We start from the raw sequence: 19997 nt of genomic DNA, 5'->3' as shown, positions 1-19997 counted from the left end.
GTGTATTCCATGACCAATGCTGCTGCTGTGCCCTTGGCCGGGCCTGCTCCCGTGGCTGATGCCGACGAGCGTACCCGTGACCGGGTGCTCGCTGCCGTCCTGGAACACGGACCCGTCAGCGCGGCCGAACTCGGAGACATGCTGGGATTCACCCCGGCCGCTGTCCGCCGGCACCTGGACCACCTCTCGCGTGCAGGCGTCATCGAGGTCAAAAGGGTCGCGAAGCCCGGCGCGGGTGCCGGCCGCCCCGCCCGCCGCTACGTCCTGAGTTCACAGGGCCAATCGAGCCTGGGCAACGACTACCTGGACATTGCCGCACTGGCCCTCCAGCAGCTGCAGAAGGTTGCCGGTCCGGACGCGGTGCGGGCCTTTGCGGAAGAGCGCTTCGCGGACATGGAGCGGCGCTACGCACCCGAGATCGAAGAAGCAGGACCGGACATCCGGGACCGCGCCACGGCACTTTCGGCCGCGCTGAGCCGTGACAACTTCGTGGCCTCCGCCGCCGCCATCGAAGCGAAGGCGCCGCTGCCGGCCGCGCTGTCCAGCGTGCAGCTCTGCCAGGGGCACTGCCCTATCCAGCAGCTCGCCGCCCGCTTCCCCGTTTTCTGCGACGTCGAAACCGAAGTTTTCTCAAGACTGGTGGGAGTGGACGTCCGCCGCCTCTCCACCCTGGCCCGCGGCGGCCACGTCTGCACCACCCACATTCCTACAGGCAGGCTGCCTGCCAAACCGGCCACCGTGCCGGCCGCAGCCCCCGCCGGCCTGGACGAAGTAATCAACCATCAGCAAGAAAGGCCGTGATGACGGACCAACTATCAGAGAAAGCAGTAGCCGAAAACACTGTGATCTCGGAGATTCTGGAGAAGAATCCCGAGCTCCACGGCATCGGCAACTACGAGTACGGCTGGGCTGACAAGAACGACGTCGGCGCCAATGCGCGCCGTGGGCTCAACGAAGAGGTTGTCCGGGACATTTCGGCGAAGAAGAGCGAGCCGGAATGGATGCTCGACCTGCGCCTCAAGGGCCTGAAGTACTTCGACCGCAAGCCCATGCCCACTTGGGGCGCGGACCTGTCCGGCATCGACTTCGACAACATCAAGTACTTCGTGCGGTCCACCGAGAAGCAGGCTGCCACCTGGGATGACCTGCCCGAGGACATCAAGAACACGTACGACAAGCTGGGCATCCCCGAGGCTGAAAAGCAGCGCCTCGTTTCCGGCGTCGCCGCCCAGTACGAGTCCGAGGTTGTCTACCACCAGCTGCGCGAGGACCTTGAACGGCAGGGTGTCATCTTCCTGGACACCGACACCGCCCTGAAGGAGCACCCGGAAATCTTCCAGGAGTACTTCGGCACGGTCATCCCGGTGGGTGACAACAAGTTCGCCTCGCTGAACACCTCGGTCTGGTCCGGCGGCTCCTTCGTGTACGTGCCCAAGGGCGTCCACGTCGAGATCCCGCTGCAGGCCTACTTCCGCATCAATACGGAAAACATGGGCCAGTTCGAGCGCACGCTGATCATCGCCGACGAAGACTCCTACGTCCACTACATCGAAGGCTGCACCGCGCCGATCTATACCTCGGACTCGCTGCACTCCGCCGTCGTGGAGATCATCGTCAAGAAGGGCGCCCGCGTCCGCTACACCACCATCCAGAACTGGTCCAACAACGTCTACAACCTGGTGACCAAGCGCGCCATCTGCGAAGCGGGCGCCACCATGGAATGGATCGATGGCAACATCGGCTCCAAGGTCACCATGAAGTACCCGGCCGTCTACCTGGTGGGGGAGCACGCCAAGGGCGAAACCCTGTCCATCGCGTTTGCAGGCGAAGGCCAGCACCAGGACACCGGCTCGAAGATGGTCCACATCGCGCCGAACACCAAGAGCTCCATCATCTCCAAATCCGTTGCCCGAGGTGGCGGCCGCGCCGCCTACCGCGGCCTCGTCCAAGTCCGGGAAGGTGCCAAGCACTCGGCCAACACTGTGCGCTGCGATGCCCTCCTGGTGGACACCATCTCCCGGTCTGACACCTACCCGTACATCGACATCCGCGAGGACGATGTCCAGCTGGGACACGAGGCCACTGTCTCCCGCGTCAGCGAGGAGCAGCTGTTCTACCTCATGTCCCGCGGGATGCGCGAGGACGAGGCCATGGCAATGATCGTGCGCGGCTTCATTGAGCCGATCGCCCGTGAACTGCCCATGGAATACGCCCTTGAGCTGAACCGCCTCATCGAACTCCAGATGGAAGGATCCGTCGGTTAATGACTGCCGAAGCTACTACTGAAAAGGCGCGCATCGGCGCACCGTCGATCGCCGGCTTCACTGAGGAGGGCGAACACCTCGTTGCCTCCAAGGTGGACCGCCACCACAGCCATGGCGTACAGGTCATGGCCTCCCGCGCCGAACGCCTCACCAGCCACAAGGTGGCCGATTTCGCGCTGCCGAACGGCCGCGAAGAGGAATGGCGTTTCACCCCGGTACGCGAACTGGCGAACCTGCTTTCCGACACGGTCGCAGAAGCCGGCGCCCTGGGCGTCTCCGTTGAGGCACCCGAGGCTGTCCGCCAGGGAACCCTGCGCGCCGGTGAGGCCCCCCGCGGTGCCACCCTGGTCCCGGCCGACCGGGCCGCCGTCGTCGGCTCCGCCAACTCGGAGGAGGCCCAGCTCATCTCGATCCCGGCCAACACCGAACTGGACGCCCCCGTCCGGCTCGTCCTGACCGGCAACGGGGCGGGACGGCGCACCAACTCCCACCATGTGATCGAAGCCGGGGTGAACAGCCGCGCGGTGGTGATCATCGAACACGACGGCTCCGCCGACCACAACGGCAACGTGGAGATCCTGGTCCGCGAAGGCGCCCACCTCACCGTCGTATCGCTGCAGCTGTGGGGTGACGACGCCAAGCACCTGGCCCAGCACGACGCCGAGGTCGCCAAGGACGCCGTCTACAAGCACATCGCCGTTTCCCTCGGCGGCAAGATCGTGCGGATGAACTCCAACGTCCGCTTCGCCGGTGAAGGCGCCGAGGCCGAACTCCTGGGCCTCTACTTCGCCGACGCGGGCCAGCACCTTGAGCACCGCTCCTTCGTGGACCACAACGTGGCCAACTGCAAGTCCAACGTGCTTTACAAGGGCGCGCTGCAGGGCAAGGGTGCGCACACGGTCTGGGTTGGCGATGTCCTCATCCAGAAGCAGGCCGAAGGCACCGACTCCTACGAGAAGAACCAGAACCTGGTCCTGACCGAGGGCTGCCGCGCTGACTCCGTTCCGAACCTCGAGATCGAAACCGGCCTGATCGAAGGCGCCGGCCACGCAAGTGCCACCGGCCGCTTCGACGACGAGCACCTGTTCTACCTCATGGCGCGCGGCATCCCCGAGGATGTTGCCCGCCGGCTGGTGGTGCGCGGATTCCTGAACGAGATCATCCAACAGATCAAGGTTCCGGCCCTCGAAGAGCGCCTGACCGAGGCTGTGGAACGCGAACTCACGGCAATCGACTACTAGGACGGACGGGCACGAACGCATGAACGGGACTCCCAAGGGCGAGCTGGTGTGCAGCGCCAATGACATCAAGGTCAAGCAGGCGCTGCGCATCCTGGTGGACGGCTATCCTGTGGCCGTCGTCCGGGACTCGATGGGCGACATCCACGCCATCGGCGACACCTGCTCGCACGCGGACATTTCCCTGTCCGAGGGCGACGTGGAAGGCTGCGCCATCGAGTGCTGGGGGCACGGCTCCCAGTTCGACCTGCGCAGCGGCCAGCCCCTCCAGCTCCCTGCTTACGATCCCGTGCCCGTCTTCGCCGTCGAACTCGATGGCGACGACGTCTACGTGGACGTCACCAACGTTTTGAACGGCGCGGCAGTAAACAACTACTGAGCGCCCCGCAGCACCAGACTTACGAACGAAGAAGAAAGAAGAGCATGTCAACTCTTGAGATCAAGGACCTGCACGTCAGCATTGACACGGAGCAGGGCACCAAGGAGATCCTGAAGGGCGTCAGCCTGACCATCCGGACCGGTGAAACGCACGCCATCATGGGGCCCAACGGCTCCGGCAAGTCCACCTTGGCATCCACCATCGCCGGCCACCCCCGCTACACCGTGACCAGCGGCACCATCACCCTGGACGGCGAAGACGTCCTTTCCATGAGCGTCGACGAGCGCGCACGCGCCGGCATGTTCCTGGCCATGCAGTACCCGGTGGAGGTGCCCGGTGTCACCATGACCAACTTCCTCCGCACCGCCAAGACCGCCATTGACGGCCAGGCACCGGCACTGCGCACCTGGACCAAGGACGTCAAGGCCGCGATGGAGAAGCTGCGGATCGACGCCGACTTCGCCCAGCGCAACGTCAACGAGGGCTTCTCCGGCGGCGAGAAGAAGCGCGTGGAGATCCTGCAGCTGGAGCTCTTCAAGCCCAAGTTCGCCATCCTCGACGAGACTGACTCGGGCCTGGACGTCGATGCCCTCAAGATCGTCTCGGAGGGTGTCAACCGCGCCCACGCCGAGGGCAACATGGGCACCTTGCTGATCACCCACTACACGCGCATCCTGCGCTACATCAAGCCTGACTTCGTCCACGTGTTCGTGGACGGCCAGGTCGTCGAGGAAGGCGGCCCCGAACTGGCCGACCGCCTCGAGGAAGAGGGCTACGACCGTTACGCCACGGGCGCCGGTGCAGCCACCATCGCGGCTGCTGCCGCAGCACAGGCCTAGTAAGGACTTGTCATGACCGAAATCAAGCCGGGCCGAACGGCCCTGGAGGACGTCGAAGAGGCGCTCAAGGACGTCATCGACCCTGAGCTTGGCGTCAACGTGGTGGACCTTGGTCTGCTGTACGGCCTCAAGTACTCCGACGACGACGGCGCCCTGCTGATCGACATGACGCTGACCACCGCTGCCTGCCCGCTCACCGATGTACTCGAGGAGCAGGTGGGACAGGCCCTGGACGGCGTTGTGGACGACTGGCGCCTGAATTGGGTATGGATGCCGCCATGGGGTCCCGAGCGGATCACCGACGACGGCAAGGACCAGATGCGGGCCCTCGGCTTCAACATCTAAATAAGTACGACGACGGCGGGTCACTTTCCCTGGGGGGAAGGTGACCCGCCGTCGTCGTCCCCACCGGCCCCTAACCTCGCTTCGCTCGGCCAGGGAACCCTCCCCGCTACCGAGGGGCCCAGGCGTGGGCCCAGTTATAGGGTGGCGGCGCTGAACGTGTCGCACTGCTTGATGTCCCCGGACTGGTAGCCGCGGGCAAACCAGCGCTGGCGTTCCTCACTGGACCCGTGCGTCCAGCCCTCGGGGGAGACCCGTCCCGTGGCGGCCTTCTGGATCCGGTCGTCACCCACGGACGCGGCCGCCGAGAGGGCATCATTGACATCCTGCTGGGTGAGCGGCTCCAGGTATGGCTGGCCGGTGGCCGGGTCCGGAGTGCTGGAGGCGTACTTGGCCCACAATCCCGCGTAGCAGTCAGCCTGCAGCTCGGTCCGGACGGAGCCGGATTCCGGTCCCTGGGGATCCTGCTGGGCACGCCCCAGGTCGCCGAGCAGGTTCTGGATGTGGTGGCCAAACTCGTGGGCCACCACGTATTCCTGCGCCAGAGGGCCGCCGGAGGAGCCAAACCGGTCCACGAGTTCCTGGAAGAAGCCGGGGTCGAAGTATGCAGTGGTGTCGGTGGGGCAGTAGAACGGACCCACCTCCGAGGTGGCGGCGCCGCAGGCGGTGTTGGTGCCGCCGCTGAAGATTACCGCTTCGGGACGAGGGTACTGCACGTTGTACTTCTTCAGGTAGCCGGGCCAGAAGGCGTTGAGGCTGTTGACCGTACCGGTGATCCGGCAGTCGAGGCGGGCGTCCGCGTCCGCGCCGGTGGTACAGGCGGGCGCGGTGCCCTGGGATTGTCCGGCGGTCCCGCCGTCGGTCAACCCGCCAAGGAGGTTGGGGTTGATGCCCAGCAGGAGCGCAATGAGAAGCACTATTCCGCCGCCAATCCCGCCCCCAACCTTGACCCCGGTGCCCATGCCCCGCCGGTCCTGGACCTGGGACGGATCCAGCTGCGCGTTGTCGTTGAAACTCATAACGTCACAATACCCGCGGCCCGGCGGCTCAATCCGTGCCGGCCGGTAAAGTTGGTCCGTGCCTTTCCTGAACAAGATCCAGCGCTGGGCGGAGCAGCGGCCGCACCACACCGCCGTCGTGGTCGCCGGGCGCCGGCTGGACTGGGCGGAGCTGCGGGACGCTGCCGCAGCGCTGGTGGCGGAGACAAAGTCGGTGACCACTCTCTGCGAGGCCAACTCCGTGCACTTCGCGGTGAGGTTCGCGGCGGCGGTTGCCGGCAGCCGGCAATGCGCGGTCCTCGACCCTTCCTGGCCCGCCGCGCTGCAGGATGACATTGTCCGCCGGGTGGAGGCCTCCGCTGTTCCATCGCAGGTAGCCCCGGACGATGCCCTGGCCGACGGGCCGCCGGACACCGATTTCCTCATTGGCCTCACCTCGGGAACCACCTCGGTGCCCAAGGCCTTCACCCGCTCCCGGCAGTCCTGGCAGCAGTCCTTTGACGCGTCCATCGAGTTCTTCGGCCTGCGCCAGGACGACGTGACCCTCGCTCCCGGCCCGCTGGCGGCCAGCCTCAACCTGTATGCCCTGGCCGAATGCCTTTATGCCGGCTCCGAGTTCCAAACCTTGGAGTCGTTCGACGTCGGCGACGTCCATGCGGCCATCACGCACGACAGGGTTACGAGGCTGGTGCTGGTGCCCACCATGCTGCGGATGCTCAGTGAACGCGGCATGACAGGGTGCGTTGATGCATCGGGGATCCGGACCATCATCTGTGCCGGTTCCAAACTCGATGCCAGGACCCTTGAAGCAGCCCGGCGCTGGGCGCCCAACGCGACGATTTACGAGTACTACGGCGCGTCCGAGCTGAGTTTCGTCTCCGGCCTCGGACTCGCAGCCGGGCAGGCCGGCACGCCGGGTGGGACCGGCATTGGCCGGCCCTTTCCCGGCGTCGAGGTCAGCATCCGGGATGACGCCGGCGCCGGGGTGCCGGAGGGCAGTTACGGCAATATCTGCGTGCGCAGCGGCATGGTCAGCAATGGCTACTTGTGGGGAGACGACGGCGAGGCCCTGCGCTCGTTCGGGAGCTGGTTCACGGTGGGGGACCAGGGCTATCTGGCGGACGGGGAGCTGCACATCCTGGGCCGGCGCGCGGACATGATCCTCACCGCCGGGCGGAACGTCTACCCGCATGAGGTTGAACTGGCGTTGGCCGCTGTGCCAGGGGTGGCCGCTGCGGTGGCTGCCGGCATGCCGGACGACCTGCGCGGCCAGCGTGTGGTGGCCGGCGTGGTCCCGTCCCAGGGCGGAATCACCGCTACCCAGCTGAGGACGGGGCTGGAGGAGATCCTGGCCAGGGACAAACGGCCGCTGCAGTACTACCTCCTGCCCGAACTCCCCACCACGGACCGGGGTAAGGTCAGCCGCAGCCTGCTGCTGGAATGGATCAAGGCCAGGGACCCGCGGGTGCGCAACCTTGGTGGCTGAGGATCTCCCGGCGGAACGGCAACCGGTCATCATCGCTGCCCTCCGGACACCGGTCTGCCGGATCAACGGGCCTTTGCGGGCCCTGCGCTCCCATGAACTCCTGGCACCGGTCTTGCGGGAGCTGATCGTCCAGGCCGCCCTGGAGCCGTCCTCCGTTGACGACGTGGTGATCGGCAACGCCGTGGGGGGCGGCGGAAACGTGGCCCGACTTGCCCTGCTGGAAGCGGGGCTGCCGGTCACCGTTCCGGGGCTCACCGTGGACCGGCAGTGCGGTTCGGGCCTGGACGCCATCGTCCTCGCCGCTCGGCTGGTGGCCGGCGGCGGCAACCCGGTATACGTTGCCGGCGGAGTGGAAAGCACCAGCACGGCGCCGTTGCGGGCGCACCGGAACGACGACGGCGGTCCGGAGTTCTACCATCGCGCCCAGTTTGTGCCGCACAGCTTCGGCGATCCGGACATGGGGGTGGCCGCCGAGACGGTGGCGCAGGAATATGGTGTCGGCCGGGACCGGCAGGATGCGTTTGCGCTGGCCAGCCACCGGAAAGCCCTGGCAGCAAGGCGGGACGGGACCTTTGAGGGCGAAATCGTAGCCGTGCCCACCCCGGGAGGCACCGTCGCCACCGATGACGGACCGCGGGCCGGCCTCACCCCGGCAATCATGGCGCGGTTCCCTGCCGCCTTCGTCGCCGGGGGCACCGTCACCGCCGGGAACTCGTGCTTCGACGCGGACGCAGCGTCCGCCGTCGTGATGACCTCGCTGCAGCGTGCACGCGAACTAGGCGCCCGTGACGCGCTGCTGGTGCGCGGTACCCACACCGCCGGGGTTGTCCCGGGGGTGCTGGGGATCGGTGCCGTGAGTGCAGCCCGGCATGTGCTGGCCGGGGCAGGTGTCGCGGCCGGGGACCTGGACCTCGTGGAATTCAACGAAGCGTTCGCCTCGCAAACGCTTGCATGCCTCGACGAGCTGGGGATCGATCCCGCGGGAGTGAACCTGGACGGCGGGGCGTTGGCCCTGGGGCACGCCTACGGGGCATCCGGGGCGGTCATGGTGACCCGGCTGTTCGCGCAGGCACGGAAGGCGGACGTCGACGGCACCCTGGCGATGGCGATGATCAGCATGGCGGGCGGGATGGGCACGGCCGCGCTCCTGGAGTACCGGCGCCTGGGCTCCTGAGCCGGGTTTCGGCGTGCTCCGTCAGTCCTCGGCCTCGCCCAGGCCGCGGGCGGCGAGCGCGTCCCCCGTTTGCCGGGCATAGGCCACGGACGTGATGAACACCGGCAGGACCAGGGCCCGCGGATTGCGTTCCAGGCCCCTGGCCCGAGCGGAGTCGCGTACGTCAGCGAATGTTCCCGCGATGTACGGAATGCTGCGGAGCATGATGCCGATGGTCAGGGCGAAACGCTCAGGGTCGGCGCCGAACCTTTCGAAGGGGCGTGCCAGCCGGACGACGCCATCGAGCAGTTGCTGCACTGGAGTGGTGGCGGTGAGCAGGGACGCAGCAACGACGCAGACCAGGATGTTCAAGACGATCCTTGCGCCGGTGGGTGCACCCAGCTGCCACCCCTGGAAGAGCCCGACCACCAGGAGCACCGGGATCAGCGGCCGGACAGCAGCCCAGAGCCTCTTCGCCCCGGCGCCTGCCGCCAGGAACAGTCCACAAAGAACTGCCAGGACCGCAGCGGAGACGCCCCAGTCCACGATGACGAAGGATGCCAGGCCGCAGCCAACCACGAGGAAAAACTTCAGCGCCAGCGGTGACCGGTGAAGGAACGAGGTCCCCGGCACATAATTGGCCAGGAGGAATCCGTGGCCCCTCATGGCGTGTCCGTCGCGGTGTTGATCCTGTTAAGCCCGTCCATGCACCAGGAACGGTAGGCGGCCACGGCGTCGGCCGGGGCGCCATCGAAGGCCACGCGGCCCTGTTCGATGACCAGCACCCGGTCCATTTCCAGGGCCAGGTCCAGGTCGTGGGTGGACATGATGATCTGCTGGTCCAGGCCCGCAAGCGTCCGCCGGAGAAGTTCCCGGTTGCGCAGGTCCAACAGGGTTGACGGTTCGTCCAGGACCAGGACCTTGGGGTCGATGGCCAGGACGGCAGCGAGGGCCATCAGCTGCCGTTCGCCGCCGGAGAGTTCGTAGATGCTTTGGTCTGCCAGCGTCAGGAGTCCGAGCCGCGCCAGGGCAGCCTCGGCCCGGCTGCGCCGCTCGGCTCCGTTCTTCACAGAGCGGCGCAGCGACAGCTCCACGTCTTCCCGCCCGGTGGGCATGACCAGCTGGGAGAGCGGGTCGGTGAAGACAAAGCCGACGTTCCGCCTGACTTTCCGCACGGCACGTGCTGTATCGTCGCCGTCGACCGCCACCGTGCCCGTGGTGGGCTGGACCAGCCCGTTGACCAGCCGCAGCAGCGTGGACTTGCCGGAGCCGTTGGCGCCAATGACGCCCACGCGTGGTTGGTCCAGCCGGAGGTTGACTTCATCAAGGAGGACCTTGGGCTGCGGGGAGTCCTCTTGTTCGACCGCAACGGTTACCTGGTCGAAAGTCACGGTGGGCACGGTGCGGGTCCTAGGCCTTTGCAGGGGTGGGGGCCTGCCGCCGCACCCGGCGGACCAGGACGTCCGGGAAGGCGCGGTGCAGCGCGACGGCGATGGCTGCTGCAAGGATGTTCTTGATGATGTCCCCGGGGTAGAAGACAAGGTCGCCCAGGAAGGCCTGTTCCAGGGTTGCCTTGGAGTTCAGGGCGATGCCCAGGACGCCCAGGGTGTGGACCACCACAACGCTGGTGGCCGTGGCGGCGAGGAAGAACCAGAGGGCGCGGGCCTTGGTGGTGCGTTTGATGATGATGGTGGCCAGCCAGCCCACCACCCCGGCCGCGATGGGGAAAGCGATGATGTAGCCGGCTGAGGGGCCGGCAAGGATGCCCAGGCCGCTGCGGCCCTGGCTGAAGATGGGCATGCCGGCGAGCCCCAGGAGGGTGTAGAGCCCGACGGCGGCAAGCCCGCGGGCAGGTCCCAGGACCAGGCCGGTAAGCATCACGGCCAGGGTTTGGAAGGTGATGGGGACGCCGAACCCGTTCACGGCAAGCCCCGGCACGAGTGCTGCGCCGGCGACGAGGGCGGCGAAGACGGCAATCAGCCCCAGGTCGGTTCCGTTCCAGCGGCGGCGCCCTGTCCGTTGGCTGTTCGGTGTGGTGGTGCGGGTGTTGCTCATGGCAGTCCTGTCGGGGTTGTACAAGCGGAATCTAATGTACCGCCGACGTTACCGGGGTGGAACGGTGCCCATTTTGTAGGGGGTCTACTAAGCCGGGTGCCGGCTGCGTTGGGCTGCGCACAATGGGTCCTCTTAAGAAGCGATCTCCGCCTTGCTGGTCACGCCACGTCCGGTCCACCTGGGCCTTCATGGTTTTGCGGTGGCTATTTTCGACCGTACCCGGACGAGGGGTGCGTTGGGATCCTGCGGTTGAGGAATGGCCTCCAGCGCGAACTGGTCAATCACGCCGGGCCGGAAGATGAGGCATTCGGTTGAGCCGCCGAACTGGAAGTACCCCAGTTCATCGCCCTTATCCACATGGTGACCCGGCACGATTTCCTGGCCGATGACGCAGGAGGACACTTCGATCATGCCCACGGGGACGAAGGCCAGAAGGCCGATGGCTGGGTCGTCGGCCTCGATGAGGATGATGGCCCGGGCCGCCACGTGGGCAAGGTAGGACTGCGAGAATCTTGAATCGATAGCGTCTGCGCCTTCCGACTCCGCTTCGGAGAAGTAGGTGCCGTCCTTCAGGTAGGCCCGTACGATTGTCCCGGCGACCGGTGCATGCCAACGGTGGTAGTTCAGGGCGCTCAGGAACGCCTGATAGACCGTTCCGCCGACGAACTGATCTACCGCTTCGTCCCGGGCGAGCAGGTCATCGAGGGAGTATGGCTGGTTCTTCACCCAAAACCGCCCTTGGCGTTGAACGTCGGAACTGATCTTGTAGGGGGTGGATTCGCAGGCGCTGACGATGACCTTGCTGTCTTCCGGGGCCGCAACGGGTCTGGACGTCGAGGTGAGGCGGCGGGAAAAGAAGTCGTTCCACGATGTGAATCCCCAGTGGTCTGCGAGGGGATCGTGTTCATAGTCCTGTATGCCAACGGCGCGCTGGGCCTTCTCTGACATCCACCCGGAGGGCGAGTCGTTCAGCACGTACAGCGAGTCCGGACTGGTGAGGAATACACACCAAGCACCAAGGACCTTCCGGAACATGGCGACGATCCTGGGGTCGCGGTGCGCGGCGAAGCCGGCCTCGGTTCCCATGGTCCAATCCAGGATTGCTGTCAGGGGGGTGGTGACCATGCCGCCCTCGCTGAACTCCGGGGCCATTGTCAGGACCTCGTTGATTAGCCTCAGCATCTGGTCGACGCTTGTGAGGTGCCGTTTCCGGTACGGCTTGGATTTCGGAACCTGTTCAATCATCTCGGTCATGTAGAGGCGGACCACCGGGTCGCTGGCGATCAGTTCCTGGAATTCGACGATCACCGGGTGGAGGGGCACGTCTTCCCCGCGCGCTTCTACTCGTTCCCGGTGGCCGGCAATCCAGTCCTCAAGTTCGTCCTGTCCGGGCAGCCAGCCCCCAGGACGCCGGATACCTTCAGATGCAGTTTCAGGGGTCATATCGCAGAGCCTACTCCCGTAGGTTGTGAAAGTTGCGAGCCCTGTCCCTTCGAGCTGCAGGCCTGTGGAACGACAACGGATCACGAATGTTTATGCGGAGCAGCGGGGGCTCAATTTGTTCCATGGCCTGGGGATTGTGGGCGATGACGGTCGTTGGTGGACGTTTTAAACCTCCAGACCAAATGATGTTCTGAGAACCTCAGCGCCGTTCTGGTTGGACGCGGGAAACTCAAACAGCCGCCGCCCTGGCTTTCTGACGCCGAACCGCTTTCGTTTGGCGATGTTCCTTGATTCCTGAGCACAGGGTATTGAAAAACGCGGTAGCGGATGGAACGCCAAAAGAGAGCGTACGGCGAGAACCCGGCCGCTACGACGGCCAGGCTACGGAGCGCCCGGGTCCGAATGGTCAGTTTCGCGGTCGAAAGGAAAGAGCCGAATGGCCGGCAGCAGGTGTCCGTAAGATCGTTTACCGGACACCGTGGCTCCCCGATAATCGAGGGCAGGCCGCGAGTCCAGGGGTCAGCTGAGCTGGGCGAGTAAGCGACGCTCGACGCGTTCCATGACCCCAAGGAACGTAGTCTCGTCGCCGTAGGCGCGGGTAAGGATGAGTCCGCCCTGGATCACAGCAACGGCATCGAGCGCGTTCTCACGAGCGTCCCCGGGAGTGAGCCCGCCGCTCTGAAGGAGCGCGGCCAATGCGTCCACCCAGTCCGCGAAGTATGTCTTGACCTCGCCGGCGAACGTCGCCTTCTCCTCACCGAGCGTCATGGCGGCGAACAGGCAGACATTCTCGCGGGAGATGAAGTAGTTAGCGACCACCTTCGTCATCGCGGAAACCGCTTCAGCGGCGTCAGCCGCGGAACGAAGGGGCGCGAAAACCTCATCCTCGAACCAGTCCCTCACCTGGTCAAGTACCGCCCTGGCCATGTCCGTCTTGCCATCAGGGAAGAAATGGTACAAGCTGCCGCGACCGATCCCGGCCTCCTGCTGGATGACAGACAGGGAGCTGCCCTCAAACCCCCGCCGGCGGAAAACACCGGCGAGGGCGCGAACGGCGTCCGGGCGTTCAAGAAGGGTGCGTGGCATTAGAGTCCGAGTTCGCTAAGGCCAGGGTGATCTGCCGGCCGGGGGCCTGCCGTGTCCCAGAAGAACTTACGCTCTGACGCGTCAATGGCGAGGTCGTTTATGCTCGCGTGACGGTGCGTCATAAGTCCTTCCTTGTCGAAGTGCCAGTTCTCGTTGCCGTAAGCGCGGAACCACTGGCCCGTGGAGTCATGGTACTCGTACGCGAAGCGGACTGCGATGACGTCGTCGGTGTAGGCCCACAGCTCTTTGATGAGCCGGTAGTCGAGCTCGCGCTCCCATTTGTCGGAGAGGAACTCGATGATTGCGGCGCGACCCTGAACGAACGTCGAGCGATTGCGCCACCAGCTGTCCTTGCTGTACGCGAGGGAAATGCGCTCGGGGTCCCGGGTGTTCCAGCCATCCTCGGCGGCACGGACCTTCTGCACGGCGGACTCTTCTGTGTATGGAGGGAAGGGGGGACGAGACATGATGGGCTCCTTCATGACTTTAGTTGTACCGTTTAGTACAACTTGTACTAAACGGTACAAAATGTGGGCAATCGCCGTCAACCTTCGGTGAGGCGAATTGTGGGGCGCATCCTTTTCCGCATGGCGCTGCTTTTGCGACGCTGGAGCCGGCATCCGGTCAGGGGTTCCGTACCGGATGCAGGGCATCGTCTGTGGCAGCGAGCGGCACCGGGAGGGCGCCTTACGCTGCGAAGCAAGGATCGACGCAGGCCGCTGTCACAACAGCAGCGCCTCGAGCTCCGGAAGCCGGCCGAACAGGTCGGGGAGGCCTCGCAGCCCGTTGCGCACCGCGTCGTGCGACAGCGCGAGGTCAGGACCGGTGCCAGCCTCGGCGCCGGCGAGGCACCGGAGGATGTTCCATCTCGTGTGCCCCAGCCAACCGCCGATCATGTAAACAAACCAGCTCGGACCTGGCGCCGGCAGCGCGCCGCCGCCGGCAACATAGCCGTCGAGAACCGAGCGGAAAATGGCGGGCTTGATGTCGTCGAAGCCGGGTCCCTTCGCGAGGCCCAGCGCGGTCGAGCCGAGCTCACCGGACAGGTCGAGCATCCCCGAGAGCTCCCAATCGAGCACCACCGGCCGGCCCTCCCGGGCGAGGAGGTTCCATGGTTGGATGTCCCGGTGGGTCAGTACGACGGGGCCCGGCCGTTCGCAGGTGTCGACGAAACGCGCGATCGCGAGGAACGTCCCGACGCGAGAAGCGAGCTCGTCAGCCCACGGTTGTCCGGTGGCCGACGCCCGTGCTGCGAGCTCGGACCAGTCCCTCGATGCCGGGTCCTCGACCGGCACCTGTGAAAAGGCGACATCGAGTACGTGGATGCGCGCCAGGATCCCACCGACCTCAAACGCGAACGCCGCCGACACCGGCGCTTCCGGCACCTTCTCGCCGTCGACCCATCGGTGGACGAGCGTGGAGTGGCCGCCCGAGATCGGCTCTGGCATGGGAATGCCGGCAGCGAAGGCTGCCAGCTCAAACCTGAACACATCCTCGACCCGATAGGGCTGGCGGCGGTCAGCGAGGTTCAATTCCTTCACCGCGAACGAGCCACGGTCGGTGTCGAGTCGGTACATCCGGTTGGCATAGCCGCCGTGCACGCGGATCATCGGCCCGGTCGGGGCGCCGAGATGCGAAAGGTCCACCCACTCATTCTAGGAGCTGGCAGTTCCGCCCGGTCCTGTGGCCCCGCGAACAGCAGCCGGCCGGCCACCAGTGGAACCCGCAGCAGGCCACCGGCAAAATCAGACCTTAGCCGGAACCGCCTGCTTGGTACCCTGTGCCGTATGCCCATCAAACTTGAAAACGTCGGCATCGCCGTCAGCGATCTGGAAGCAACAATCGCGTTCTTCACCGACCTCGGCCTCACCGTCCTGGGCCGGGACACGGTCAGCGGCGACTGGGCAGACACGGCTGTGGGCCTGGACGGCAACCACGCCAAAATTGCCCTCCTCCAAACGCCGGACGGCAACGGCCGCCTCGAACTCTTCGAACACATCCATCCCGATGCAATCCCCACCGGGCCCACCCTGCCGAACGAGATCGGCATGCATCGTGTGGCCTTCTCCGTTGACAGCATTGATGATGCCCTGGCCATAGCGGCCAGGCACGGCTGCCACCCGCTGCGCGGCGTCGCAACGTATGGCGACGTCTACAAACTCTCCTATGTGCGTGGCCCCAGCGGCATCATTGTGATGTTCGCCGAGGCACTCCAGAAGGGCTGAGAACGCGGGGCGGCCTGCAATATACTCCGAACATGCCCATCACGCACCCCGCCCCAAATCCCCACCGCTCCGATAACACGCTGCGCGGAGGCCGGCTTTGAGCGGCGGCCTCGTCGCCCTGCTCGATGACGTGGCAGCGCTGGCCCGGATCGCGGCGGCCTCGGTGGACGATGTCGCGGCCGGCGCCGCAAAGGCAGGAGCCAAGGCCGCGGGCGTGGTCATCGATGACGCCGCCGTCACCCCGCAGTACGTCTCAGGTGCGGACCCCGCACGGGAACTGCCAATGATCAAGAAGATTTTCTGGGGCTCGATTCGCAACAAGCTCCTGATCATCCTCCCGGCCCTCCTGCTTATCAGTGCGTTCGTTCCCGGGATCATCCCCTTCATCCTCATGCTTGGCGGTACCTACCTCTGCTATGAAGGGGCGGAGAAGGTCTGGCACAAGTTCCGTGGCGGCCATCACGACGCCGGGGAAGCTCCGGCCGTGGATCGCGGACACGATGCCGAGGCGAAGGTTGTCAAGGGTGCCATCTCCACCGACTTCATCCTGTCCTGCGAAATCATGGTCATCTCCATGAACGAGGTCGCAACGGAATCCATTTGGGTCCGGGCGTTCATCCTGGTGCTGGTGGCGTTTGCCATCACAGTGCTGGTTTACGGCGCGGTGGCCCTCATCGTCAAAATGGACGATATCGGGCTGCACCTGATGGCCAAGGACTCGGCACGTTCCAAGCGCATCGGTGAACTGCTCGTCAGGGGAATGCCGGGGGTCCTGGCGGCCATCACCTTCGTCGGCACGATTGCCATGCTGTGGGTTGGCGGGCACATCATGCTGCAGGGGGCCCACGATCTCGGCTGGCACGCCCCCTACGACCTCGTCCACGCCCTGGAGCACCCGGTGGAATCCGTTCCCGCCGTCGGCGGCCTCCTCGCGTGGCTCGTCAACACCTTGTGCTCGGCGGTGCTGGGACTTGCCTGGGGACTGGTGGTCCTGGCAGTCGTGGGCCCGGTGATGAAAGTGCTGCCGTTTGGCAAGGCGAAGGAAGCCACGGACGGTCATGACGCGGCCGCCCAAGATGCGGCAGACAGCCGGCAGTCGGAGAATCACCAAGGCTGACGCCCCCGCGGCAAACAACAGCCTCCGCTAGAACGCGTAGCGGATCCGGCAGTACGGCGCTATGTCGGCGACGAGCGTTGAGAGCTGCCGCACGTAACCGGCCTTCGCCCGCGCGCGGTACCTGACGTTGCTAAAGCCGTTCGATGAGACCTTGGCTTCCTGCAGGCCGGGACGCCACAGCACCTCCTCTGCCTGCGGGTGCCAGCCAAGGTTGACGTTGTGCAGCTGCTCATTGTGGGTGAGGAAGATGACCTCCGCCGCCAGCTGGGCTTTGGCTTCGGGGGTCAGGGTTGCGTCGAGTTGGCGCAGCAGTTGTTCCCAGTCAGCAAGCCAGGTCTCCGTGATGATGACCGGGGAGAAATTCACGTGCACTTCGTAGCCGGCTGCAACAAAGTCGTTGATGGCGGCCATCCTGTCAGCCACAGTTGATGTGCGGACGTCGATGGACCTCGCCAGGTCCGCGGGCATCAATGAAAAGCGGATCCTGGTATGGCCGCCATGGTCCCAGGCGAGCATCCCGGGATTGACGAACTTCGTGGCGAAGGACAGTTTGGCGTTGGGCAGTTCGCGGAACAACGCGACCAGTTCTTCCACGTTGTCGCTGATCAGGGCGTCCACCGAGCAGTCGCTGTTTTCTCCGATGTCATAGACCCAGAGCTCCGGGTCGCACTGGTTGGGCTCCAGTTTGATCCCCTGGCGGGTGGCATGCCGTTCGATTGCTCCGGCGATCTGCCCGATGTTCGCGAACACGGTGACCGGGTTACTGTAGCCCTTGTGGCGGGGAACATAGCAGTAGGCGCACGCCATGGCGCACCCGTTGGCGGTAGACGGTGCGATGAAGTCCGCCGAACGCCCGTTGGGCTTGACGGCCAGCGACTTCTTCACGCCGAGGACCAGCGCCTCCGTCTTGATCCGTGACCAGCGCGGGACGTTCGTTTCGTCACCGTGCACGTCCGGAATGTTCCAGTGGTTCTCCACCAGGACGACGTCGGCATCCGGCCACCGTGCCACGATCTCCTGTCCACGCGGCAGCTCCAAAGCTTCAGGCTGGGCATAGATGCGCCGGACCTGGAGGAGACGGTCAAATTCCATGCACCCCACTGTCCATTGGAGCGGGAAGCCGACATCCGCACGCCACCGCCGGTGCCGCCGATAGTGCACTGGCCCGGACGTTGAAATTGCGGTGGCCCGCTGGACGGTAGACTGGACTGTGCCGTTCTCCGGCCGTTTACCGCCCCGCCCAACCACAGACGCTCCGGGCCGCGGCTTATCCCTGTTTGTGAAAGGCCTTACCTGCTGTGATTACTGTCCAGGATCTTGAACTGCGTGCCGGCGCCCGGCTCCTCATGGACCAGGTGAACTTCCGCATCGACAAAGGGGACAAGATCGGCCTGGTGGGCCGGAACGGGGCCGGCAAGACCACGCTGACCCGCGTCCTTGCAGGCGAGGGGCTGCCGGCGGCCGGCAAGGTCACCCGCAGCGGCGAAATCGGCTACCTGCCCCAAGACCCGCGGACCCCGGATATGGAACAGCTTGCCCGGGACCGGATCCTTTCCGCGCGTGGCCTTGATATCGTCGTCGGCAAACTCCGCAAGGCGCACGATGAGATGGCCAGCGAGGACGCCGATGTCCAGCGGAAGGCCATGAACCGCTACGACCGGCTGGAATCGGAATTCCTGGCCGCCGGCGGCTACGCGGCCGAGGCCGAAGCGGCGTCGATCTGTTCCAACCTCGCCCTCCCTGACCGCCTGCTGAACCAGCCGCTGAAGACGCTCTCCGGCGGACAGCGCCGCCGTGTGGAGCTGGCCCGCATCCTGTACTCCGATGCCGAGACGATGCTCCTGGACGAGCCCACCAACCACCTCGACGCCGACTCCATCGCCTGGCTGCGTGACTTCCTGAAGAACCACCAGGGCGGCCTGATCGTCATCAGCCACGACACGGACCTGCTGGAAGCCACAGTCAACAAGGTGTTCCTGCTGGACGCCAACCGCGCCCAGATCGACTTCTACAACATGGACTGGAAGCGCTACCTCCAGCAGCGCGAAACGGATGAGCGCGCCCGCAAGCGTGAACGCGCCAACGCCGAAAAGAAGGCCCAGGTCCTCATGGACCAGGCCAACAAGATGCGGGCCAAGGCCACCAAGGCCGTCGCCGCGCAGAACATGGCCAAGCGTGCCGAACGGCTGCTCAGCGGCCTGGAAGCGGTCCGCGAGCAGGACCGGGTGGCAGCGCTTCGTTTCCCTGATCCGTCGCCCTGCGGCAAGACCCCGCTCACCGCGGACGGACTCAGCAAATCCTACGGTTCGCTGGAAATCTTCACCGATGTGGACCTGGCGATCGACCGCGGCTCCAAGGTGGTCATCCTGGGGCTTAACGGCGCCGGCAAGACCACCCTGTTGCGCATGCTCGCCGGCGTGGACGCACCGGACACCGGCGAGGTCATCCCCGGCCACGGGCTCAAGGTGGGCTACTACGCCCAGGAACACGAAACCCTGGACCACGACCGCACCGTGCTCGAGAACATGCGTTCCTCCGCGCCGGACATGAAAGACGCGGAGGTCCGCGGCATCCTGGGCTCGTTCCTGTTCTCGGGAGACGACGTCGACAAGCCCGCCGGCGTCCTCTCCGGCGGTGAGAAGACCCGCCTGGCCCTGGCCACCATCGTGGCTTCCAGCGCCAACGTCCTCCTCCTCGATGAGCCCACCAACAACCTGGACCCCGCCAGCCGCGCCGAAATCCTGGGTGCCCTGCGCAACTACACGGGCGCCGTCGTCCTGGTCAGCCACGACGAAGGCGCGGTGGAGGCCCTCAACCCCGAACGCGTGGTCATGCTGCCGGACGGCGTGGAGGACCTCTGGAACGAGGACTACCTGGACCTGATCACCCTGGCCTAGCGGACGGTCAGTTCCCGGGCCGCGGTCATGCGGAGCAGCTGCTGATAGGTGATGCTGAACATGGAGTTATGGTCGCCTGCTCCGGCCCAGAGGACTTTGTGTTCCTGGAGGCTTGAATCCAGGACAGTCCTGATGCGCGCAGGGTGGCCCACCGGTGCCACGCCGCCCACCTGCTGGCCCGTGTGCTCCAGGACGAAGTCGGGGGAGGCCCGGCGGATCCTGCCGTGACCCAGCTGCCCGGACACCAGCTTCGTGTCCACCCGCGCCGCCCCGCTGGCGAGGATCAGCAGGGGCAGGCCGTCCAGCTCAAAAACCAGGCTGTTGGTGATGGCCGCAACGTCGCACCCCAGTGCTTCCGCCGCCGCCAGGGCGGTGGGGACGCCGGCAGCAAAAGTCCGCACCGTATCCGGTACCCCAGCTTCGACCAGCGCCGAGCGCACCAAGGCGACCGGGCCGGCGTCGTACCCGCTCATTC

Annotated in this window: 21 protein-coding genes; 11 read left to right on the top strand and 10 right to left on the bottom strand. The window is 65.6% G+C overall.

The features are described from left to right. Positions 1-9 precede the first annotated feature (9 nt). From ACFVVC_RS10075 to ACFVVC_RS10050, 6 genes are read left to right on the top strand one after another with little or no spacing between them, the layout of a single operon-like run. Positions 10-801 (top strand): metalloregulator ArsR/SmtB family transcription factor, encoded by a 792-nt coding sequence (locus ACFVVC_RS10075; protein ID WP_109044703.1) that lies wholly within the window; start codon positions 10-12, stop codon positions 799-801. After that, the gene (gene sufB, locus ACFVVC_RS10070; protein ID WP_387452137.1) at positions 801-2264 is read left to right on the top strand and encodes a Fe-S cluster assembly protein SufB; all 1464 of its coding nucleotides are present in this window, start codon (positions 801-803) and stop codon (positions 2262-2264) included. The genes ACFVVC_RS10075 and sufB overlap by 1 nt, the downstream gene beginning before the upstream one ends. Further along, the gene (sufD, locus tag ACFVVC_RS10065; RefSeq protein ID WP_387452134.1) at positions 2264-3505 is read left to right on the top strand and encodes a Fe-S cluster assembly protein SufD; all 1242 of its coding nucleotides are present in this window, start codon (positions 2264-2266) and stop codon (positions 3503-3505) included. The genes sufB and sufD overlap by 1 nt, the downstream gene beginning before the upstream one ends. Before the next feature lie 19 nt (positions 3506-3524). Next, complete coding sequence (locus tag ACFVVC_RS10060) at positions 3525-3881, top strand: non-heme iron oxygenase ferredoxin subunit (protein ID WP_018761276.1); 357 nt, start codon at positions 3525-3527, stop codon at positions 3879-3881. A 44-nt stretch (positions 3882-3925) separates the two neighbouring features. Beyond that, a complete protein-coding gene (sufC, locus tag ACFVVC_RS10055; RefSeq protein WP_387452130.1) occupies positions 3926-4720 on the top strand; it encodes a Fe-S cluster assembly ATPase SufC in 795 nt (264 codons plus the stop codon). 12 nt (positions 4721-4732) lie between these two features. After that, entirely contained in the window at positions 4733-5065 is a 333-nt protein-coding gene (locus ACFVVC_RS10050; protein WP_018761278.1) for a metal-sulfur cluster assembly factor, read from the top strand. A gap of 134 nt (positions 5066-5199) precedes the next feature. Here ACFVVC_RS10050 and ACFVVC_RS10045 read toward each other — a convergent pair whose 3' ends face one another. Beyond that, positions 5200-6081, bottom strand: a complete 882-nt coding sequence (locus tag ACFVVC_RS10045; RefSeq protein ID WP_387452127.1) for a neutral zinc metallopeptidase — start codon at positions 6079-6081, stop codon at positions 5200-5202. Positions 6082-6139: 58 nt separating this feature from the next. On the opposite strand from ACFVVC_RS10045, the gene ACFVVC_RS10040 reads away from it, so the two are divergent. Both ACFVVC_RS10040 and ACFVVC_RS10035 read left to right on the top strand, forming a co-directional pair. Continuing rightward, entirely contained in the window at positions 6140-7546 is a 1407-nt protein-coding gene (locus tag ACFVVC_RS10040) for a class I adenylate-forming enzyme family protein (protein WP_387452124.1), read from the top strand. Then, the gene (locus ACFVVC_RS10035; RefSeq protein WP_387452122.1) at positions 7536-8720 is read left to right on the top strand and encodes a thiolase family protein; all 1185 of its coding nucleotides are present in this window, start codon (positions 7536-7538) and stop codon (positions 8718-8720) included. Before ACFVVC_RS10040 ends, ACFVVC_RS10035 begins: the two co-directional genes overlap by 11 nt. Positions 8721-8741: 21 nt before the next feature. Here the strand turns inward: ACFVVC_RS10035 and ACFVVC_RS10030 are convergent, their stop codons facing one another. From ACFVVC_RS10030 to ACFVVC_RS10000, 7 genes are all read right to left on the bottom strand, one after another. After that, complete coding sequence (locus tag ACFVVC_RS10030; protein ID WP_387452120.1) at positions 8742-9365, bottom strand: energy-coupling factor transporter transmembrane component T family protein; 624 nt, start codon at positions 9363-9365, stop codon at positions 8742-8744. After that, a complete protein-coding gene (locus tag ACFVVC_RS10025; RefSeq protein ID WP_387452118.1) occupies positions 9362-10099 on the bottom strand; it encodes an energy-coupling factor ABC transporter ATP-binding protein in 738 nt (245 codons plus the stop codon). Before ACFVVC_RS10025 ends, ACFVVC_RS10030 begins: the two co-directional genes overlap by 4 nt. 10 nt (positions 10100-10109) lie before the next feature. Next, on the bottom strand, positions 10110-10754 hold the full coding sequence (locus ACFVVC_RS10020; protein WP_387452116.1) for a biotin transporter BioY: 645 nt from the start codon (positions 10752-10754) through the stop codon (positions 10110-10112). Between the two features lie 186 nt (positions 10755-10940). Next, positions 10941-12197, bottom strand: coding sequence for a phosphatidylserine decarboxylase family protein (locus ACFVVC_RS10015; protein ID WP_387452113.1), 1257 nt, complete (start codon positions 12195-12197; stop codon positions 10941-10943). A gap of 519 nt (positions 12198-12716) precedes the next feature. Next, the gene (locus ACFVVC_RS10010) at positions 12717-13283 is read right to left on the bottom strand and encodes a TetR/AcrR family transcriptional regulator (RefSeq protein WP_387452111.1); all 567 of its coding nucleotides are present in this window, start codon (positions 13281-13283) and stop codon (positions 12717-12719) included. After that, positions 13283-13750, bottom strand: coding sequence for a DUF1348 family protein (locus ACFVVC_RS10005; RefSeq protein WP_387452109.1), 468 nt, complete (start codon positions 13748-13750; stop codon positions 13283-13285). The genes ACFVVC_RS10010 and ACFVVC_RS10005 overlap by 1 nt, the downstream gene beginning before the upstream one ends. A 255-nt stretch (positions 13751-14005) precedes the next feature. Continuing rightward, complete coding sequence (locus ACFVVC_RS10000) at positions 14006-14929, bottom strand: phosphotransferase family protein (protein WP_387452107.1); 924 nt, start codon at positions 14927-14929, stop codon at positions 14006-14008. 141 nt (positions 14930-15070) lie between these two features. Here ACFVVC_RS10000 and ACFVVC_RS09995 point away from each other — a divergent pair, with 141 nt between their 5' ends. After that, positions 15071-15508, top strand: coding sequence for a VOC family protein (locus tag ACFVVC_RS09995; RefSeq protein WP_387452105.1), 438 nt, complete (start codon positions 15071-15073; stop codon positions 15506-15508). A gap of 97 nt (positions 15509-15605) precedes the next feature. Then, a complete protein-coding gene (locus tag ACFVVC_RS09990) occupies positions 15606-16625 on the top strand; it encodes a DUF808 domain-containing protein (RefSeq protein ID WP_387452102.1) in 1020 nt (339 codons plus the stop codon). Positions 16626-16652: 27 nt separating this feature from the next. Here the strand turns inward: ACFVVC_RS09990 and ACFVVC_RS09985 are convergent, their stop codons facing one another. Next, complete coding sequence (locus tag ACFVVC_RS09985; RefSeq protein WP_387452099.1) at positions 16653-17717, bottom strand: spore photoproduct lyase family protein; 1065 nt, start codon at positions 17715-17717, stop codon at positions 16653-16655. A 206-nt stretch (positions 17718-17923) separates the two neighbouring features. On the opposite strand from ACFVVC_RS09985, the gene ACFVVC_RS09980 reads away from it, so the two are divergent. Then, complete coding sequence (locus tag ACFVVC_RS09980) at positions 17924-19522, top strand: ABC-F family ATP-binding cassette domain-containing protein (protein ID WP_387452096.1); 1599 nt, start codon at positions 17924-17926, stop codon at positions 19520-19522. On the opposite strand, the gene ACFVVC_RS09975 is transcribed toward ACFVVC_RS09980, so the two are convergent. Beyond that, positions 19519-19995, bottom strand: coding sequence for a YbaK/EbsC family protein (locus ACFVVC_RS09975; RefSeq protein WP_387452094.1), 477 nt, complete (start codon positions 19993-19995; stop codon positions 19519-19521). The two genes, ACFVVC_RS09980 and ACFVVC_RS09975, sit on opposite strands and share 4 nt — an antisense overlap. Positions 19996-19997: the final 2 nt, after the last annotated feature.

Origin of the sequence: Pseudarthrobacter sp. NPDC058196 (genome assembly GCF_042882685.1) — a bacterium.
Taxonomy (GTDB): Bacteria; Actinomycetota; Actinomycetes; order Actinomycetales; family Micrococcaceae; genus Arthrobacter.
Note: the sequence above shows the minus strand (reverse complement) of the source record. Positions and strands in the feature narration are given on the sequence as shown.

Excerpts from the sequence above, each read along its gene's own strand:
- ACFVVC_RS10075 (WP_109044703.1), top strand. The coding sequence starts at position 10 with ATGACCAATGCTGCTGCTGTGCCCTTGGCCGGGCCTGCTCCCGTGGCT.
- sufB (WP_387452137.1), top strand. The coding sequence starts at position 801 with ATGACGGACCAACTATCAGAGAAAGCAGTAGCCGAAAACACTGTGATC.
- sufD (WP_387452134.1), top strand. The coding sequence starts at position 2,264 with ATGACTGCCGAAGCTACTACTGAAAAGGCGCGCATCGGCGCACCGTCG.
- ACFVVC_RS10060 (WP_018761276.1), top strand. The coding sequence starts at position 3,525 with ATGAACGGGACTCCCAAGGGCGAGCTGGTGTGCAGCGCCAATGACATC.
- sufC (WP_387452130.1), top strand. The coding sequence starts at position 3,926 with ATGTCAACTCTTGAGATCAAGGACCTGCACGTCAGCATTGACACGGAG.
- ACFVVC_RS10050 (WP_018761278.1), top strand. The coding sequence starts at position 4,733 with ATGACCGAAATCAAGCCGGGCCGAACGGCCCTGGAGGACGTCGAAGAG.
- ACFVVC_RS10045 (WP_387452127.1), bottom strand. The coding sequence starts at position 6,081 with ATGAGTTTCAACGACAACGCGCAGCTGGATCCGTCCCAGGTCCAGGAC.
- ACFVVC_RS10030 (WP_387452120.1), bottom strand. The coding sequence starts at position 9,365 with ATGAGGGGCCACGGATTCCTCCTGGCCAATTATGTGCCGGGGACCTCG.
- ACFVVC_RS10020 (WP_387452116.1), bottom strand. The coding sequence starts at position 10,754 with ATGAGCAACACCCGCACCACCACACCGAACAGCCAACGGACAGGGCGC.
- ACFVVC_RS10015 (WP_387452113.1), bottom strand. The coding sequence starts at position 12,197 with ATGACCCCTGAAACTGCATCTGAAGGTATCCGGCGTCCTGGGGGCTGG.
- ACFVVC_RS10010 (WP_387452111.1), bottom strand. The coding sequence starts at position 13,283 with ATGCCACGCACCCTTCTTGAACGCCCGGACGCCGTTCGCGCCCTCGCC.
- ACFVVC_RS10005 (WP_387452109.1), bottom strand. The coding sequence starts at position 13,750 with ATGTCTCGTCCCCCCTTCCCTCCATACACAGAAGAGTCCGCCGTGCAG.
- ACFVVC_RS09995 (WP_387452105.1), top strand. The coding sequence starts at position 15,071 with ATGCCCATCAAACTTGAAAACGTCGGCATCGCCGTCAGCGATCTGGAA.
- ACFVVC_RS09985 (WP_387452099.1), bottom strand. The coding sequence starts at position 17,717 with ATGGAATTTGACCGTCTCCTCCAGGTCCGGCGCATCTATGCCCAGCCT.
- ACFVVC_RS09975 (WP_387452094.1), bottom strand. The coding sequence starts at position 19,995 with ATGAGCGGGTACGACGCCGGCCCGGTCGCCTTGGTGCGCTCGGCGCTG.